Consider the following 16,950-nt stretch of genomic DNA (forward strand, 5'->3'; position numbering starts at 1 on the left):
ATGTTTAAAGATATTATAATTAGAACATTTCAGAAAGAGGATTTAGAACAAGTATTGCAATTATTCTATGAAACGGTTCATACGGTTAATGCAAAAGATTATAATACGCTACAGTTAAATGCCTGGGCACCAGAGCGACTAGATAGAGAAAGTTGGCTACAATCTTTAGAAAAGAATATTTGTTATGTTGCAGAGTATAAAGGTGTGATAGTAGGATTTGGGGATTATAATGAGGAACATTACGTAGATCGCTTATTTACGCATAAAGACTATCAGGGGAAAGGGATAGCTTCTTACATACTACAGAAGTTAGAAAAAGAAGCGGTGAACTTGCAGCATAGAGATATATTTACAGAAGCGAGTATTACAGCAAAACTTTTCTTTGAAAGTAAAGGTTTTATTTGCATAAAGGAACAAAATAAGCAGCATAATGGTCAGATTTTTATTAATTATATCATGAAAAAATAGCCTTCTCATAAACGAGAAGGCTATTTTTCATTATTTTACAGCTTCTTTTAGTTCTTTACCAGCTTTAAAAGCAGGTACTTTAGAAGCTGCGATTTGCATTTCTTCACCCGTTTGTGGGTTACGGCCTGTACGAGCAGCTCTTTCACGAACTTCGAATGTACCGAATCCGATAAGTTGTACTTTTTCGCCAGCAGCTAAAGAGTTAGTGATTGATTCTACTACAGTTTGTAAAACTACAGTAGCTTCTTTTTGAGAAATCTCAGCATTTTGTGCTACGTTTTTAATTAATTCTGTTTTATTCATGTTTTTCACCTCATATGTAAATAATGCTATTTAAGTTGTTATTATAACGTATAAAACATTCGAGAACAAGTGTACGTACATATATTCGCAAAAAAAATGGAATTTGTAATATTTTTTAGGGCCACTTTATAGACATTTAATTTAAGCGGATACAGATTTGTTCTTTATTTCAGTCTTCTCTTTATTTAGAGGCAGTTTCTTATTATAAGATATGAAATAAGGTAATGCTACAAATAACATACCTCCTACTAAGTTTCCAAAGAAAACAAAAATGAAGTTTGGAAAATATTCAATCCAAGTTAAATGACCGGCAAAAATTGCAGCTGGGATAACAAACATATTGGCTACAACGTGTTGAAATCCGATCGCAACAAAAGTCATAACTGGGAACCAAATGCCGATAATCTTTCCGATAAATTCTTTACTTCCCATACTAAGCCAAACAGCTAAACAAACAAGCCAATTGCATCCGATTGCAGAAATGAAGGCTTGTAGAGGTGTATCTTGTAGTTTAGCTTGTGCAATGGAAACTGTTTTCGTTAAAAAAGCTCCCTCTGTTAATCCAACAATATGGCCGAAAAAATAAGCAACGAATATAGCGCCGATGAAATTGCTAAACGTAACAATAATTAAATTGCGTATGAAGTGAAATAGGGTGATTTTCTTTTGAAGCCAAGCCATTGAAACTGTCATCATGTTACCAGTTACTAATTCACCGCCCGCAAGAATAACGAGTATAAGACCGATAGGGAATACAGCTGCACCTAAAAAACTATTAAATGATCCCCAAGATTTTGGCATTGTCCCAATAACATGAATATCGAGTAAATACCCTAATGCTATGAAAGCACCACCAAAAAAACCGAGAATTAGCATAGGGAGTAATGATAAATGAGCTTTTTTTCTTCCGGAATTAGCAGCAAGTTCCGTAACTTCTTCTGGTGTAAATACAGACATGATTAACCCCTCCATAAATATTGTGATGGAACGAATAGAAGGAACATTTTTGGAAATCTATGTATTATAAAAATATGTTATGGGTTATGTATAAATTTGTCAAATTGAAATAGGGATAAAATCGAATATAGCTAACATTATTTCATGTTGTCACATCAATGTAACAAAAAGGTTTTAAACTACTTCTAGAGGTGAAAACATGAATACGCATCATGTAAAAAAAGAGCAAAAAAAATCAATCTTAAAGAAATTTATTATTAGTTTAATAAGTATATTAATGATTCCAATAAGCTTCTATTTCTATGCAACAGAAATAGAACGAAGGTTAGTATCGGTCACGTGGAATGAAATAGAAGCTCCTACGATTCCTAAAGAGTTTAACAATAAAAAGATATTGCAATTCTCAGATGTGCATTTAGGGCCAGAGTTTACATTGAAGCAACTAGATAATTTGGTGGAGAAAATGAATGAGTTATGTCCAGATATAGTAGTTTTCACAGGGGATTTAATAGATAAGTTCGGATCTTATAATGAGGAAAGAGAAGAGGCAAAAGAAATTTTGAGGAAAATTCATGCTCCTCTCGGAAAGTATGCTGTGTTTGGGAATCATGATAGAGGCGGGGGCGGTAGTTTATTTTACAAAAGGTACATGGAGGAAGCTGGTTTTTCTGTTTTAGTAAATGACGTGCAGAAAATTAAAGTGGAAAATGGCAAGTATATTACAATATCAGGTTTGGATGATTTGTTATTAGGGAAACCACAAATAGATTCGACTTTAAAAAACTTAAGACAACAAGATTTCAATATGCTATTAGTACATGAGCCTGATGTTGTAGATAAAGTAGCTGGTTATCCAGTTGATTTTCAAATCTCAGGACATAGTCATGGAGGACAAGTTCAGATTCCTTTTGTAGGTCCTTTAATTACCACAAAATTAGCAGAGAAGTATGTTGAAGGAATGTATGAATTAGAAGGAAAGAGTAAGTCGTTATATTTATATGTAAATCGCGGTATTGGAACGACTCGAATGCCTGTTAGGTTTTGGAGTGTACCTGAACTTTCAGTTTTTGTATTGAAGCAAAGTAGTAACTAAAGTAGAACGTTTCATATTTTGGAGAATTAAGAGTACTTTTAAAGAAAGTTCTCTTTTTTATTGATTAAGTGCAGAATATTATGTACTTTTATGTAAAGTGTTAAAAAGAAAGGAGAATTTCTATGATAGAAACATGGCATAAAGAATTGGAAAGTATATATAACCAAATGGTTTCATGGCGAAGAGATTTTCATCAATACCCAGAGCTATCGTTTCAAGAAATAGAAACACCGAAAAAAATAGCTGAAATCTTAAAAAGTTTTCATATTGATGTGACAACAGATGTCGGGGGAAGAGGGGTAATCGGCGTAATTGAAGGTGGAATACCTGGGAAGACGATAGCGCTGCGTGCTGATTTTGATGCACTACCTATTCAAGATGAAAAACAAGTTTCATATAAATCAAAGGTTCCCGGCGTAATGCACGCTTGTGGCCATGATGGACATACAGCAACACTTTTAGGTGTTGCAAAAATATTAAGTGACCATAGAGACCAGCTCTCTGGAAAAATAGTTCTGATACATCAACATGCAGAAGAGAAAGAGCCTGGCGGAGCAATTGCTATGATTGAGGATGGTTGTTTAGAAGGAGTAGATGTTGTATTTGGAACACATTTATCTTCTCAAATGCCTTTAGGAATGGTTGGGGCGAAAGCTGGAGCAATGATGGCGGCAGCTGATACTTTTGAAGTAAAGATTCAAGGGCGAGGCGGTCACGGCGGTATGCCGCATCATACTGTTGATGCTATTATCGTTGCAACACAAGTAATTAATCAGTTACAACTTTTAGTGAGTCGAAAAATAGATCCGCTTCAATCTGCGGTATTAACAGTCGGTACATTCCATGCTGGTCAAGCGGATAATATTATTGCGGATACTGCTGCATTTACAGGGACCATTCGAACGTTAGACCCTGAAGTGAGAGGATATATGGAGAAGGAATTTAAACGAGTTGTTGAGGGGATTTGTCAGTCTCTTCATGCTGAAGTTAATATTCAATATAAACGAGGTTATCCAATATTAATAAATCATGTAGATGAAACACATCATTTTATGACGGTTGCGGAACATGATCTTGGCAAAGAAAGGGTCATGGAAGTACCACCTATTATGGGTGGGGAAGATTTTGCATACTACTTAGAACATGTTCCAGGAGCATTTTTCTTCACAGGTGCGGGTAATGAAGAAATAGGAGCAACATACCCACATCATCATCCTCAATTTGATTTTGATGAACGTGCGATGTTGGCTGGTGGGAAGTTGCTTTTAAGTCTTGTGAATAGTTATTTAAGAGATGGAAAAGAATTTCTTCATCATATAGAAGTGAAAAAGTAATTTACATAAATAAAAAACAACAATAGGTCATATAAAACCTATTGTTGTTTTTTATTATTTTTGCAAGGAAAGACTATCAAAATATGTTCTATAGTTACTAGAGAATTCAAAGTTGTTTTTTGCATCCCAATTAATGGACCAAGACATTAGACCACGAAATGCAGGGTAGCCACTCTGATTAGAAAGTTTATACTTTCCTCCGAAGGGAACGCCTTTAATAATATAATCTAAAGCTTTTTTCATTTCAGTTGGAGAAATATATCCACCGCTTGGAGCTGCTGCCGGTGCTGCAGGAAGCCCAATCATTACTTGATCTGAACGAAGAGCCGGGAAAATGTTATTTGGATTACCACCTACAAAATCCATGTAAGAGCATATCGGCCATCGCGACCTCGTAGTCTGCGTTTCCTTGATTATAATTATTACCGTCCATCCCAATGCCGCCACCAGCATTGTAATGTTGAACGTGAATGTACGTTAGTTTGTCTTTCACTCCGTAAATAATTGGTAAATACGCACCCCATATGCTTCCATATGCACTATAACCGCCCTGAACATAAGCTGTTTCAGGTGCCATGCTTAATAGAAGATCTGGACCGTAATGGTCTGAAATTGTTCGAATAGCTGAGATAAGATTCACGATTTGAGGAGTTGACGGGTTTTTAAAATTAGTGTCATTTCCGTTTAAGTAAATACCTGATTCAAGGTCAATATCTATTCCATCAAAACCGTATTTATCGATAAGAGATTGTATGGAATTAATAAAACGTTGCTTAGCGGCATTGTCAGGAAGTAAAACGACCCCATTTTGTCCACCTATTGAAAGAACCACTTTTTTTCCTTTACCTTTTAAATAGGAAATATCAGATTTGAACGCTGCATCTGTACCATACACAGGGGAAAATTCAACAGTGGAACGATCACCACCAGTTTCACCGAAAGATATATTTATTACATCCCATTTTGGTGAAACGTCTTTTAATTTAATAATGCCAGTACCGTTATCAAAGTTATGCCAATATCCAACGAGTAGTTTTGATCCTAAATTGTTTGCAGCTTGTGTTTGGAAGGGGACTAGTGGTAGCAGTAAGAAAATTACTAACAGACAACAAATGAATTTGAACTTGTTTAACATATCAACACTCCTATACAAAAAGTTGTCTAGATGTATAATCTTGTTTATTTAATTGCATCTGAAAATTCGTTCTTTTTTTAAGGTGACTATAATTTTCTCAACAATTTTGTATGGAAAATTATTAAACCTAATGTAATAATTTCTGTAGGAGGTTGAATTACAATTATCGAATTCAGAATATTTTGATATACCTTAAAGTGTAGGACAAGATTTTATGCATAATACTCTTACATAAATTTCAAAATTAAGTTTGGAAGGGGATGTACAAGAGTTGGATAAAAATCTAAAGAAAGATCTCAAAATACGTCACATTACAATGATCTCAATTGGCGGCGTAATAGGGGCTGGTCTGTTTGTTGGAAGTGGTGCAGTTGTGCATTCAGCAGGACCAGGTTCTATCGTTTCATATGCATTAGCAGGACTTTTAGTCATTTTCGTCATGAGAATGTTGGGGGAAATGGCAGCAATTAACCCGACAAGTGGTTCATTTGCAACATATGCACGAGAAGCAATTGGTCCATGGGCGGGTTATACAATTGGGTGGCTATATTGGTTCTTCTGGGTAATTGTTATTGCAATAGAAGCTACAGCAGGTGCTGGTATCATTCAATACTGGATTCCACAAATTCCACTATGGTTATTAAGCTTACTATTAACAATTTTATTAACGTTGACGAATGTTTTTTCGGTGAAATCATTTGGAGAATTTGAATATTGGTTTTCTTTTATTAAAGTAATAAGTATTGTCTTATTCCTTTGTCTTGGACTTGCTGTTATTTTAGGGTTTGTACCAGGAACGGAAGCACCTGGCACTTCAAATTTAGTAGGGCAAGGGGGATTTATGCCAAATGGGATAAGTTCGGTTCTGCTTGGAATAACCGTCGTTATATTTTCATTTATGGGGTCAGAGATTGTTGCAGTGGCGGCTGGTGAGTCTGCTGAACCTGTAAAAGCAGTAAAAACAGCAACAAATAGCGTAATTTGGCGTATTCTCGTATTTTTCATTGGATCTATTGCTGTAGTTGTTACACTCCTTCCATGGAATTCAGCAAACATACTAAAAAGTCCGTTTGTAGCTGTACTTGAACATATAGGAATACCAGCAGCAGCACAAATTATGAATTTTATCGTTTTAACAGCTGTACTTTCTTGCTTAAATTCGGGCTTATATACAAACTCAAGAATGCTTTTTTCGATGGCAGAAAGAGGAGATGCCCCAAAGGTATTTTTAAAATTGAGCAGTAGTGGTGTTCCAGTTCGGGCAGTTTTATTTGGAACTTTCTTCGCTTATATTGGAGTTGTTTTTAGTTACATATCTCCAGATAAAGTCTTTTTATTTTTAGTGAATGCATCTGGTGGGATCGCATTACTAGTTTATCTCGTTATTGCAGTTTCACATTTAAAGATGCGTAAAAAAATGGGAAAAGTAGAACAACAAAATTTGAAAGTGAAAATGTGGCTTTTCCCGTATGTAACGTATGTTACAATTGCCGCTATAATAGCAGTTTTAGTTGCAATGCTAGCAATTGAATCTTTACGTTCGCAAGCGCTTTTAACGATGCTTGTTACTGTTCTTATAATACTTTCTTATTTTATTCTTAATAGAAATAAAAATAGCACAGTTTTGAAACCTGAAAGTAGAAAGGAAGAATCTGTTCGATTCTAATTTATTGTTTTGGAAGAGAGTTACACCCAATCATTGCTATAAAAGAATCATATATAAACATAGAAACAAGTAATTACTATTGTCATAGTGAATATAAACTTTTTTCTTGACTTTTTATACGAAGGCGAGCAAAATGGTAAAAAAGGAAGGGGGGATGATGATGGAAGAGTACGTATTGGAGCTGTATAACTTTTTATATACGACAGAATGGCAAGATATTGTTTCGTTTCTAGGAATAGTATTTTGTATGAAAATTGTAATTGTATATATGGAAGAGCAAGGTATGTTCTATTCCTTCTCATCTCCGTTCGATGTGCAGCGCGAGCCGTTGCTGAACTATGCCAAGGTAAATTACGAACAATTTCCTTTTGTGATTTTCTTTATGATTCGTTTTATAACAGCGATTGTGAAGAGGAAAGAAAGTGATGAAGAAGAGTGCCACTTAACTTGTAAGATAGCTAACGTTTTTTAAGCTAAATACAAGGAGGAGATTTATATGTGGTTTCGATTTCTTATGATTGGTTTCTTTTCATTAACAGCAATTTCACTAATGGGATATCAAGTGTCTGAAATATATCAAGCGTATAGCAATACGTTTTTTAACAAAAACTAATTGCATTGCTATTAAAATAATAAAGCGATAAAATCCTTCTTAAGAAGTATTGTTAAGAAGGATTTTTTCTTTGTTTTGTCTTACTGTGTCAAACTATTGTCACATTTACACTGTGAATAATATGTTAAAATAGTGAGGTTACGTATACATATTTGAAGGAAGAGGGAGTGACCATTTTGGTGGATCAATCAACAAGTCAGAAAAGCTATGCTCCTATTGTGATAACGCTTTCTGTAATTGTAAATGCGATTATATTATTTTTGTTCTTTGGACCTGTTGGCTATGAAGGAGAAGTACATTTTGATGTAACAATTTTACCAATGTTAAATGCAATCTTTAATAGCTTTACGTTTGTATTCTTATTAGCAGCTTTATTTTCTATTATTAAAAAGAATGTAAAGATGCACCGCGGTTTTATTCTTGCGGCATTTACAACGACTTTATTATTTTGTGTGTCATATTTATCGTATCATTACTTGGCACCGGCAACACATTTTGGTGGAGAAGGATTTATTAAATATGTGTACTTCATCATTTTAATTACACATATTATCCTTGCTGCAATTATTGTACCACTTGCATTGTTCGCACTTGTATTTGGTTTTACGAATCAATTAACACGTCACCGTAAAATTGTACGTTGGACGATGCCGATTTGGTTATATGTAAGTTTATCTGGTGTTATTGTTTACTTAATGATCTCACCTTATTACCAATAAAAAGTCTCAGCCTAAAGGCTGGGATTTTTTTGTTAAGCAAATTTGTTTGTGAAATTAAAAAAGTGTGGTATACAAAAGTATAGTTGCTTTTCATATGGAAGGGATGGTAAAGGTATATGCAAAATTTTGTATTTCGTAACCCAACAAAACTTATTTTTGGTAAAGGACAATTGGAGCAGTTAAAGACTGAAATTCCACAGTTCGGTAAAAAAGTTCTTCTCGTATATGGAGGAGGAAGTATTAAAAGAAACGGTATTTATGAAAATGTAATTTCTATTTTACAGGAAATAAATGCGGAAGTATTTGAATTAACTGGTGTTGAACCGAATCCACGTTTATCAACTGTAAAGAAAGGAATTCAAATTTGTAAAGACAATGGAGTTGAATTTATTTTAGCAGTTGGTGGTGGAAGTGTAATCGACTGTACAAAAGCGATTGCTGCTGGCAGTAAATATGATGGAGATGTGTGGGATATTGTAACGAAAAAAGCATTCGCTGGCGAGGCGTTACCATTTGGTACTGTACTTACTCTTGCGGCGACAGGTTCTGAAATGAATGCAGGCTCAGTAATTACAAACTGGGAAACGAATGAAAAGTATGGATGGGGTAGTCCAGTTACTTTCCCGCAGTTTTCAATCTTAGATCCAGTTCATACTGCGTCTGTACCGAAAGATCAAACAATTTACGGTATGGTCGATATTATGTCGCACGTATTAGAGCAATATTTCCATCACGGCATGAATACAGAATTACAAGATCGTTATTGTGAATCTGTTTTAAGAACAGTAATTGAAACAGCTCCTAAGCTTTTAAGTGATTTAGAAAATTATGAGCATAGGGAAACAATTTTATATTGCGGTACTATGGCGTTAAACGGCATTTTAGCGATGGGAGTAAAAGGAGACTGGGCAACTCATAATATTGAGCATGCAGTTTCTGCTGTTCATGACATACCGCATGGGGGCGGACTCGCGATTCTATTCCCAAATTGGATGAAGCATGTTATAGATGAAAATGTGAGTCGCTTTAAACAGTTCGCTATTCGTGTATTCGATGTAGAAACAGATGGGAAGACAGATAAAGAGGTTGCGTTAGAGGGAATTGAGGCGTTACGTCAATTTTGGACTTCAATTGAAGCTCCAGTAACATTAGCTGATTACGCTATTAGAGAAAGTGAAATTGACTTAATGGCGGATAAAGCGATGGCTTATGGTGAATTCGGTAACTTTAAAAAATTAAATAAAGATGATGTTCTAAATATATATAAAGCTTCTTTATAAGTGAATCGAGAAAAGAAACCTATTTGATTATTGTATCAAATAGGTTTCTTTTTTGTTGTCTATAACCGTTTGTGACTGATTTTGATTATTTGTGAATGTTTATGGTTGATTTTTGTGATCGTTTTCATTATACTGTAATCAAAGAAGAGGTGAATAAAATGTTAACTCCTGAACGTCATCAAATGATATTGCAACTTGTAAAAGAGCAGAAGGTTGTTAAATTACAACAATTAGTGGAAAGAACAGAAAGCTCTGAATCAACAATTCGTCGTGATTTAGCACAATTGGAAAAGCAAAGGTTATTAAAAAGAGTTCACGGTGGTGCTGCTGTTTTAACAGGAAAAGGACAAGAGCCAACGATGGTTGAAAAATCATCCAAAAACATTCAAATAAAACACCAAATTGCGAGGTATGCGGCTAACATTGTTGAACAAGGTGATTGTATTTATTTAGATGCAGGAAGTACAACATTTGAAATGATTCCATTTTTAATAAATAAAGATGTTACAGTCGTTACGAATGGACTTATGCATATTGAAGCTTTAGTTGAAAATAATATTCGTGCATATTTACTGGGCGGGATGATGAAGAGTAGGACGAAAGCTTTAATTGGTGCAATGGCGCAAGAAAGTATGCAGAAGTATCGCTTTGATAAATGTTTTTTAGGAGCGAATGGTGTACATGAACAGCTTGGTTTTACAACGCCAGATCCAGAAGAGGCACTCTTAAAACAAATGGCATTAACATTAGCAAACGAAGGATATTTCTTAATTGATGAAAGCAAGTTTTCAGAAGTTGCGTTTGCGAAAATTGCAAATGTTGAAGATGCAAGCATTATTACAAACCATATAGAAATTGATTTAGAAAAATATAAAAGACAAACCAATGTAATTGAGGCTGATAAACAATGATCTATACAGTTACTTTAAACCCATCTATTGATTATGTAGTACAAGTTAATTCTTTCGATTTAGGAACAGTAAACCGAGCAGAGAAAGATATGAAGTTTCCTGGAGGAAAAGGGATTAATGTTTCTCGTGTTCTTCATCGTTTAAGTGTTGAAAATGTAGCGCTTGGATTTACGGGTGGATTTACAGGCCAATTTATTAAAGATGTATTGCATGATGAAGGTGTAACAACAAACTTCGTCCAAGTAGATGGAGATTCTCGAATTAATGTGAAAATAAAAGGGCAAGAAGAAACAGAATTAAATGGACAAGGTCCTATTGTGACAAATGAGCAATTTGAACAATTGATGAAAAAAATCGAAAGTATGCAATCTGGAGATTGTGTTGTACTAGCTGGAAGTGTACCTTCTTCTATTCCAAATACATTTTATGAATCAATCGCAGAGTTTGGAGCGGAAAAAGGTATTCGTGTAGTGGTAGATGCAAGCGGTAGTGCACTGCAGCATGTAATTAAAAATAAGCCGTTTTTAATAAAGCCAAATCATCATGAACTTGGTGAGTTATTCGGAGTGGAGCTTTCAACCGTAGAAGACATATTACCGTATGGAAGAAAATTAATCGAACAAGGTGTAGAGCACGTTATCGTATCAATGGCAGGAGATGGAGCTTTATTATTTACGGCAGAAGGTATATATGAAGCAACTGTTCCAAAAGGTGTTGTAATTAATTCAGTTGGGGCAGGAGATTCTCTCGTTGCTGGATTTGTAGGTAAATATGAACAGATAAAAGATATTGAAAAAGCATTTCAATATGGTGTTGCAACGGGGAGTGCAACAGCATTTTCAGCAGATTTATGTACAAAGGAAAAAGTAGAAGAATTATTGTCGCAAGTAGTTGTAGTTAAGCGATAGGGGGAAACAGCATATGAAAATTACAGAACTATTAAAAAGGGATACAGTCATTATGAATTTGACAGCTTCAAATAAAGAAGCTGTCATAGATGAATTAGTTGAGAAATTAAATGGTGCTAATCGTTTAAATAGTAAAGCTGAATTTAAAGAAGCTATTTTAAAGCGAGAGTCACAAAGTACAACAGGAATTGGTGAAGGTATTGCAATACCTCATGCGAAGACGAAGGCTGTTAAACAACCATCGATTTGTTTCGGTAGAAGTGTAAGCGGTATCAATTATGAATCGCTTGACGGACAGCCTGCACATTTATTCTTTATGATTGCTGCAAGTGAAGGGGCGAATAATACTCATTTAGAAACGTTGTCGCGTCTATCTACATTATTAATGGATGAAGGTTTTCGTAAACAATTATTAGAAGCAAAGGATGAAGAGGAACTTCTTCGTTTATTTGATGAAAAAGAGAAGGAAAAAGAAGAAGAAGCTGAAGTAGCAAAGCCAGAAGGGGATGAACCATACGTATTAGCTGTTACAGCTTGTCCAACTGGAATCGCTCACACATATATGGCTGCGGATAGTTTAAAGGCAAAAGCAGCAGAGTTAGGGATTGCGATTAAAGTTGAAACGAACGGATCAACAGGTATAAAGAATGGTTTAACGAAAGAGGATATTGAGCGTGCAACAGCGATTATCGTTGCGGCAGATAAACAAGTTGAAATGAAGCGTTTTGCTGGAAAACATGTCATTCAAGTGCCGGTCGCTGATGGTATTAGAAAAACTGAAATCCTTCTTAATCGAGCTGTAAAACAAGATGCACCAATCTTTAAAGGTGAAAAAGAGGATGGGAAGGCAGAAAGTATAGAGAAAGAAAAAGGATTAGGAATTTATAAGCATTTAATGAGCGGTGTAAGTAATATGCTTCCATTCGTTGTTGGTGGCGGGATTTTAATCGCGCTAGCGTTTATGTTCGGTGGAATTAAGGCAAAAGGTCCTATTGCTGAAATATTAATGGCTATTGGCGGTGGAGAAAAAGGAGCCTTCTTATTCCTTGTACCAATTTTAGCTGGATTTATTGCGAGTTCCATTGCTGATCGACCTGGTTTTATGCCTGGTGTTGTAGGTGGGTTTTTAGCAGCACAAGCGAATGCGGGATTTTTAGGTGGATTAATCGCTGGTTTCTTAGCTGGATATGTTGTTTTAGGGTTGAAAAGATTATTTTCAGGATTACCAGTACAGTTAGAAGGAATTAAACCTGTTTTGTTATATCCAGTCTTTGGATTGTTGATTACAGGAGTTGTTATGCAAAAAGTAGTAAACCCGCCTGTAGTAGCATTAAATGAAATGTTAACAGGGTGGTTAAATGGTTTGAGTGGTACGAATGCTATATTATTAGGCCTTATTTTAGGTGGTATGATGGCAATTGATATGGGTGGTCCAATTAATAAAGCTGCATTTACATTTGGTATTGCTGCAATAGAAGCAAAGAATTTCGGAGTGCACTCTGCTGTTATGGCTGGTGGTATGGTACCGCCACTTGCGATTGCATTAGCAACTACATTCTTTAAAACAAAATTTACAGAAGCGGAACGTAAATCTGGTTTAACAAATTATATTATGGGAGCGTCGTTTATTACAGAAGGTGCTATTCCATTTGCAGCTGCCGATCCGGTGCGTGTAATTGTAAGCTGTGTTGTTGGTTCAAGCATCGCGGGTGCCTTATCTATGTTATTCCAAATTACATTGCCGGCACCGCATGGTGGATTGTTTGTTATCGCATTAGTGAATAAACCGTTGCTATATATTTTCTCTATATTAATTGGGACGATTGTTTCAGCTATTATGATAGGGGTTTGGAAGAAGAAAGTTAAATAAAAGATAAAAAGGGACAGCTAATAGGAGTTGTTCCTTTTTCATTACAAAAAGTAATTTAATAATTGGATTATGATTGATTTTGGTAAAAGATGTAATAAAAAGTGATTTTTTTGTAACAAAAGAGTAATACTGTAATTTTTTTTGGAAAAAAATTCTTATACTAATGTGTGAGAAATATATGAAAACTATTGCTAATTTTGGTGGAAATACAATTCTTTAATATGGAAATTTATGTTACAAATCATTAATCGTTTATTACGAATGCTTTGTAATTGTGTGATTTTCGAAATTCTACAAAAAACTGTTGCTATAATGAGAACACGAAAACAAAGCAAATGGAGGCTATTCATGAAAAAATTATTAGGTATAGCAACAGCAGCAGTTTTTGGTCTTGGGATTTTTGCAGGTTCTGCTAAAGCAGAAACGATTGTAACAACAGATGTATTAAACGTTAGAGAAAACCCAACTGTAGAATCAAAGCTTGTAGGTAAAATGTTAAGTGGAAATAAATTAGATGTTATAAATACAGAAAACGGATGGTCCAAAATTAAATTAGATGGCAAAGAAGCGTTTGTAAGTGCTGAGTTTACGAAAAGTTCTTATTATGTAACAGCAAACGTATTAAACGTTCGTGCTGGAGCGAATACTGATTCAGAAATTCTGGGCACGCTTAAAAAAGATGACTTGATTGAAACGACAAATCAAGTACAAAACGAATGGTTACAATTCGAATATGGTGGGAAAGCGGCGTATGTTCACGTACCATTTTTAACAGGTACAGCACCTGTTATTGAAAGAAAAGAAGTTCCAGCTCAAGCTGAAGCGCCAACTAAGGTGAAAACGGCGGTTAAAAATGATACATCAGTTAAGGAGAAAACTCCGGCTAAAAATGATACGGCAGTTAACGGAAAAGAATCTGTTAAAAGTGGAGCATCAAGTAAACCAGTAGCACAAGCGAAGCCAGCAGCGAAATCTACTGAAACAAGTGCACCTGCTGGTGGTCGTGAAATAACAGTAGAAGCGACAGCTTACACAGCGAATCCGGGTGAAAATGGCACATATGGTGGTCGTGTGTTAACTGCGATGGGGCATGATTTAACAGCGAATCCAAATATGAAAGTTATTGCTGTTGATCCGAAAGTAATTCCTCTCGGATCAAAAGTGTGGGTGGAAGGATATGGAGAAGCGATTGCTGGAGATACTGGTGGTGCGATTAAAGGAAACCGTATTGATGTTTTAGTTGGTTCAGATAGCACTGCTGATAGTTGGGGTCGTAAATCTGTTAAGGTGAAAGTTATAAAATAATTTATTAAAATAAAAAACGGCTGCTTGAAAATGTCTAAGCGGCCGCTTTTTTTATATAAGAATTATTGAAAAGGGTAAATTGTTTTGCCTGTAATAATTTTATACGCGGTGCAAAATTGAGTTTGCATATACTCTGTATTTTTATTTTCTGGATGTAACGCTGTTTCTTGAAGAGTAGAATGAAAGGAACGTAGTAAACAATTTAGTGCGAAGTATAATTCTTCTTGTGAACAATTTTGTTCTTTTGTAGCAGTAGCTAAAATAAGGTCTTTTATTAATAATGGAAAATCGATAGTCGCTTGTTTCATAGTCATTGCACCCTCTCCGAGCTATTTTTATCATGTATATGCAGAATTGGACAAGCTATGCTCTTTTTTTATGTGTAATTTCATGTGCTAGATTCAAAGAACTTGCAATCATGCCGTTAAAATTGGTAAGATTGGGTATAATCAATAGATGGAGTATATTACATAAAGAGAGTTGAATGATATGGGAGAAGTGCAACGCGAAAAAGTTGCTGTCATCATTGGGCCAACTGCTGTCGGAAAGACGAAATTAAGTATCGATCTTGCAAAAGCGTTGAATGGTGAGATTATTAGTGGTGATTCCATGCAAATTTATCGTACGATGGATATCGGGACTGCAAAGGTGACGATAGATGAGATGGACGGAATTCCGCATTATATGATTGATATAAAAAATCCGGAAGATTCATTTTCTGTGGCGGAATTTCAAGAACGTGTCCGTAAGTGCATTCGAGAAATTACAGAGCGCGGGAAATTACCAATTATTGTTGGTGGAACCGGTCTCTATATACAATCTGTTCTATTCGATTACCAGTTTACAAATGAGGCTGGGGACGCTACATACCGAGAACAGATGGAAAAGTTAGCATTAGAACACGGTGTGGAATATGTACATAAAAAGTTGCAAGAAGTAGATCCAGAAAGTGCGGAGCGTATTCATGCCAATAATGTAAGGCGTGTTATTCGGGCGTTAGAAATTTTTCACACGACGGGTGAAAAAATGAGTAACCAGCTCGAAAAACAAGAAAACGAGTTACTGTACGATGTTTCATTAATTGGCTTGACAATGGATCGAGAAATGCTATACGATCGCATTAACTTGCGTGTTGACCTAATGATTGAACAAGGTTTATTAGAGGAAGTAAAAGGTCTGCATGAAAGAGGAGTGCGAGAGTGTCAATCTATTCAAGCGATTGGTTATAAAGAGCTATATGATTATTTTGAGAATCGTGTCTCTTTAGAAGAATCGGTATCACAATTAAAGACGAATTCACGCCGTTATGCCAAACGTCAATTAACGTGGTTCCGTAATAAAATGGATGTCGCGTGGTTCGATGTTACTGATGGTGAAAAAACGTCAGAAATTTTACGATACATAGAAGGAAAGTTACAACTAAAGTCGAATAATAGTTAAGTAGAGAAAAAGAGGAGGATTCGACATGAAGCAATCAATCAATATTCAAGATCAGTTTTTAAATCAACTCCGTAAAGAAAATACGTTCGTTACGCTGTACTTATTAAATGGTTTCCAGCTTCGTGGATTAATTAAAGGTTTTGATAACTTTACAGTCCTACTGGAAACAGAAGGTAAGCAACAGCTTATTTATAAACATGCAATTTCTACATTTGTACCACAAAAGAATGTTTCAATTGAATTAGAGTAGTAATGAATTATTGTACATAACAAAAAAAGAGCGAGTTTCTCGCTCTTTTTTTATTTGTCATAAACAATAAATAGTGAAATTTAAGCGATTCTAAATACAGTTAGCCTGATGTTAGTGTTTCCGGTTGCAGGAATTGTAATCTCGTTAAGAGTAGATTGGACAGAAAGATTTGTGCCAGCCGCTAAAGTTTCAATTGTTGTAAAGGAAAGTGAGTCGCCTATTAGATTTGAAGAGAAGTTGTCAGTTGCGACTGCCCCATTAATTGAAATTCCTACTCCAAGTGGAGCACATCCTGGCGCAGTTGTAGAAATGGATACGCTAATTACATAAATACCAGCGTTGATAACAGTAACTGTATTTGTGCCGTTAAAGATAATATTGTTTACGTTAATTGCAGTACTAAAGATAAAGTTATTAAATTGGAGTACTGTTTGTTGAATGTTGTTTGTAACGACAATTGTTGCTACTGGGAAGCCAGTTCCAATCGGTCCAGTCGGTCCAGTCGGTCCTGTAACGCCAATTCCAGTAGCACCAGTTGGTCCTTGAGCGCCTGTATTACCTTGAGGCCCAGTAGCGCCAGTAGCCCCTGTATTGCCTTGAGGTCCAGTAGCGCCAGTAGCCCCTGTATTGCCTTGAGGTCCAGTAGCGCCAGTAGCCCCTGTATTGCCTTGAGGTCCAGTAGCGCCAGTAGCCCCTGT

Annotated in this window: 17 protein-coding genes and 1 pseudogene; 13 read left to right on the forward strand and 5 right to left on the reverse strand. The window is 35.6% G+C overall.

Annotated elements, in window-relative coordinates; all coding sequences use genetic code 11:
* Window positions 1–468 carry a GNAT family N-acetyltransferase gene (locus tag ACFVQC_RS06255; RefSeq protein ID WP_377897700.1) on the forward strand — a complete coding sequence of 156 codons (468 nt, stop codon included), beginning with the start codon at window positions 1–3 and terminating at the stop codon, window positions 466–468.
* A 30-nt stretch (window positions 469–498) separates the two neighbouring features.
* Here ACFVQC_RS06255 and ACFVQC_RS06260 read toward each other — a convergent pair whose 3' ends face one another.
* Both ACFVQC_RS06260 and ACFVQC_RS06265 read right to left on the reverse strand, forming a co-directional pair.
* Complete coding sequence (locus ACFVQC_RS06260) at window positions 499–771, reverse strand: HU family DNA-binding protein (protein WP_002033657.1); 273 nt, start codon at window positions 769–771, stop codon at window positions 499–501.
* Between the two features lie 141 nt (window positions 772–912).
* On the reverse strand, window positions 913–1,728 hold the full coding sequence (locus tag ACFVQC_RS06265) for a formate/nitrite transporter family protein (protein ID WP_377897702.1): 816 nt from the start codon (window positions 1,726–1,728) through the stop codon (window positions 913–915).
* Window positions 1,729–1,927: 199 nt separating this feature from the next.
* Here ACFVQC_RS06265 and ACFVQC_RS06270 point away from each other — a divergent pair, with 199 nt between their 5' ends.
* Both ACFVQC_RS06270 and ACFVQC_RS06275 read left to right on the forward strand, forming a co-directional pair.
* Window positions 1,928–2,821, forward strand: a complete 894-nt coding sequence (locus ACFVQC_RS06270) for a metallophosphoesterase (protein WP_002137850.1) — start codon at window positions 1,928–1,930, stop codon at window positions 2,819–2,821.
* A gap of 122 nt (window positions 2,822–2,943) precedes the next feature.
* The gene (locus ACFVQC_RS06275) at window positions 2,944–4,155 is read left to right on the forward strand and encodes an amidohydrolase (RefSeq protein ID WP_377897705.1); all 1,212 of its coding nucleotides are present in this window, start codon (window positions 2,944–2,946) and stop codon (window positions 4,153–4,155) included.
* Window positions 4,156–4,209: 54 nt separating this feature from the next.
* Here the strand turns inward: ACFVQC_RS06275 and ACFVQC_RS06280 are convergent.
* Window positions 4,210–5,290 (reverse strand): annotated as a pseudogene (locus tag ACFVQC_RS06280) (chitinase).
* A gap of 271 nt (window positions 5,291–5,561) precedes the next feature.
* Between ACFVQC_RS06280 and gabP the strand changes: the two are divergent.
* From gabP to entD, 8 genes are all read left to right on the forward strand, one after another.
* Window positions 5,562–6,956, forward strand: a complete 1,395-nt coding sequence (gabP, locus tag ACFVQC_RS06285) for a GABA permease (protein ID WP_377897707.1) — start codon at window positions 5,562–5,564, stop codon at window positions 6,954–6,956.
* 133 nt (window positions 6,957–7,089) lie between these two features.
* Entirely contained in the window at window positions 7,090–7,428 is a 339-nt protein-coding gene (locus tag ACFVQC_RS06290; protein WP_377897708.1) for a hypothetical protein, read from the forward strand.
* A 317-nt stretch (window positions 7,429–7,745) separates the two neighbouring features.
* A complete protein-coding gene (locus ACFVQC_RS06295; RefSeq protein ID WP_219919617.1) occupies window positions 7,746–8,288 on the forward strand; it encodes a DUF420 domain-containing protein in 543 nt (180 codons plus the stop codon).
* A 116-nt stretch (window positions 8,289–8,404) separates the two neighbouring features.
* A complete protein-coding gene (locus ACFVQC_RS06300) occupies window positions 8,405–9,568 on the forward strand; it encodes an iron-containing alcohol dehydrogenase (RefSeq protein ID WP_377897710.1) in 1,164 nt (387 codons plus the stop codon).
* 158 nt (window positions 9,569–9,726) lie between these two features.
* Window positions 9,727–10,479 carry a DeoR/GlpR family DNA-binding transcription regulator gene (locus ACFVQC_RS06305; RefSeq protein ID WP_377897712.1) on the forward strand — a complete coding sequence of 251 codons (753 nt, stop codon included), beginning with the start codon at window positions 9,727–9,729 and terminating at the stop codon, window positions 10,477–10,479.
* The gene (pfkB, locus tag ACFVQC_RS06310; protein ID WP_377897714.1) at window positions 10,476–11,387 is read left to right on the forward strand and encodes a 1-phosphofructokinase; all 912 of its coding nucleotides are present in this window, start codon (window positions 10,476–10,478) and stop codon (window positions 11,385–11,387) included. The genes ACFVQC_RS06305 and pfkB overlap by 4 nt, the downstream gene beginning before the upstream one ends.
* A gap of 13 nt (window positions 11,388–11,400) precedes the next feature.
* Window positions 11,401–13,257, forward strand: coding sequence for a PTS fructose transporter subunit IIABC (locus ACFVQC_RS06315; protein ID WP_377897715.1), 1,857 nt, complete (start codon window positions 11,401–11,403; stop codon window positions 13,255–13,257).
* Between the two features lie 348 nt (window positions 13,258–13,605).
* Window positions 13,606–14,562: a cell wall-binding protein EntD gene (gene entD / locus ACFVQC_RS06320; protein WP_204208192.1), complete on the forward strand. Its 957-nt coding sequence runs from the start codon at window positions 13,606–13,608 to the stop codon at window positions 14,560–14,562.
* A gap of 62 nt (window positions 14,563–14,624) precedes the next feature.
* Here the strand turns inward: entD and ACFVQC_RS06325 are convergent, their stop codons facing one another.
* Window positions 14,625–14,870, reverse strand: coding sequence for a hypothetical protein (locus ACFVQC_RS06325; RefSeq protein ID WP_002199601.1), 246 nt, complete (start codon window positions 14,868–14,870; stop codon window positions 14,625–14,627).
* A 181-nt stretch (window positions 14,871–15,051) separates the two neighbouring features.
* Here ACFVQC_RS06325 and miaA point away from each other — a divergent pair, with 181 nt between their 5' ends.
* Both miaA and hfq read left to right on the forward strand, forming a co-directional pair.
* Complete coding sequence (gene miaA / locus ACFVQC_RS06330) at window positions 15,052–16,002, forward strand: tRNA (adenosine(37)-N6)-dimethylallyltransferase MiaA (RefSeq protein WP_377897717.1); 951 nt, start codon at window positions 15,052–15,054, stop codon at window positions 16,000–16,002.
* A gap of 25 nt (window positions 16,003–16,027) precedes the next feature.
* Entirely contained in the window at window positions 16,028–16,252 is a 225-nt protein-coding gene (gene hfq / locus ACFVQC_RS06335; RefSeq protein WP_000813896.1) for an RNA chaperone Hfq, read from the forward strand.
* 80 nt (window positions 16,253–16,332) lie between these two features.
* Here hfq and ACFVQC_RS06340 read toward each other — a convergent pair.
* A partial coding sequence (locus ACFVQC_RS06340; RefSeq protein ID WP_377897719.1) for a Gly-Xaa-Xaa repeat protein occupies window positions 16,333–16,950 on the reverse strand: 618 nt, incomplete at its 5' end.

Source organism: Bacillus sp. NPDC057893 (assembly GCF_042796455.1).
Classification (GTDB): Bacteria; Bacillota; Bacilli; order Bacillales; family Bacillaceae_G; genus Bacillus_A.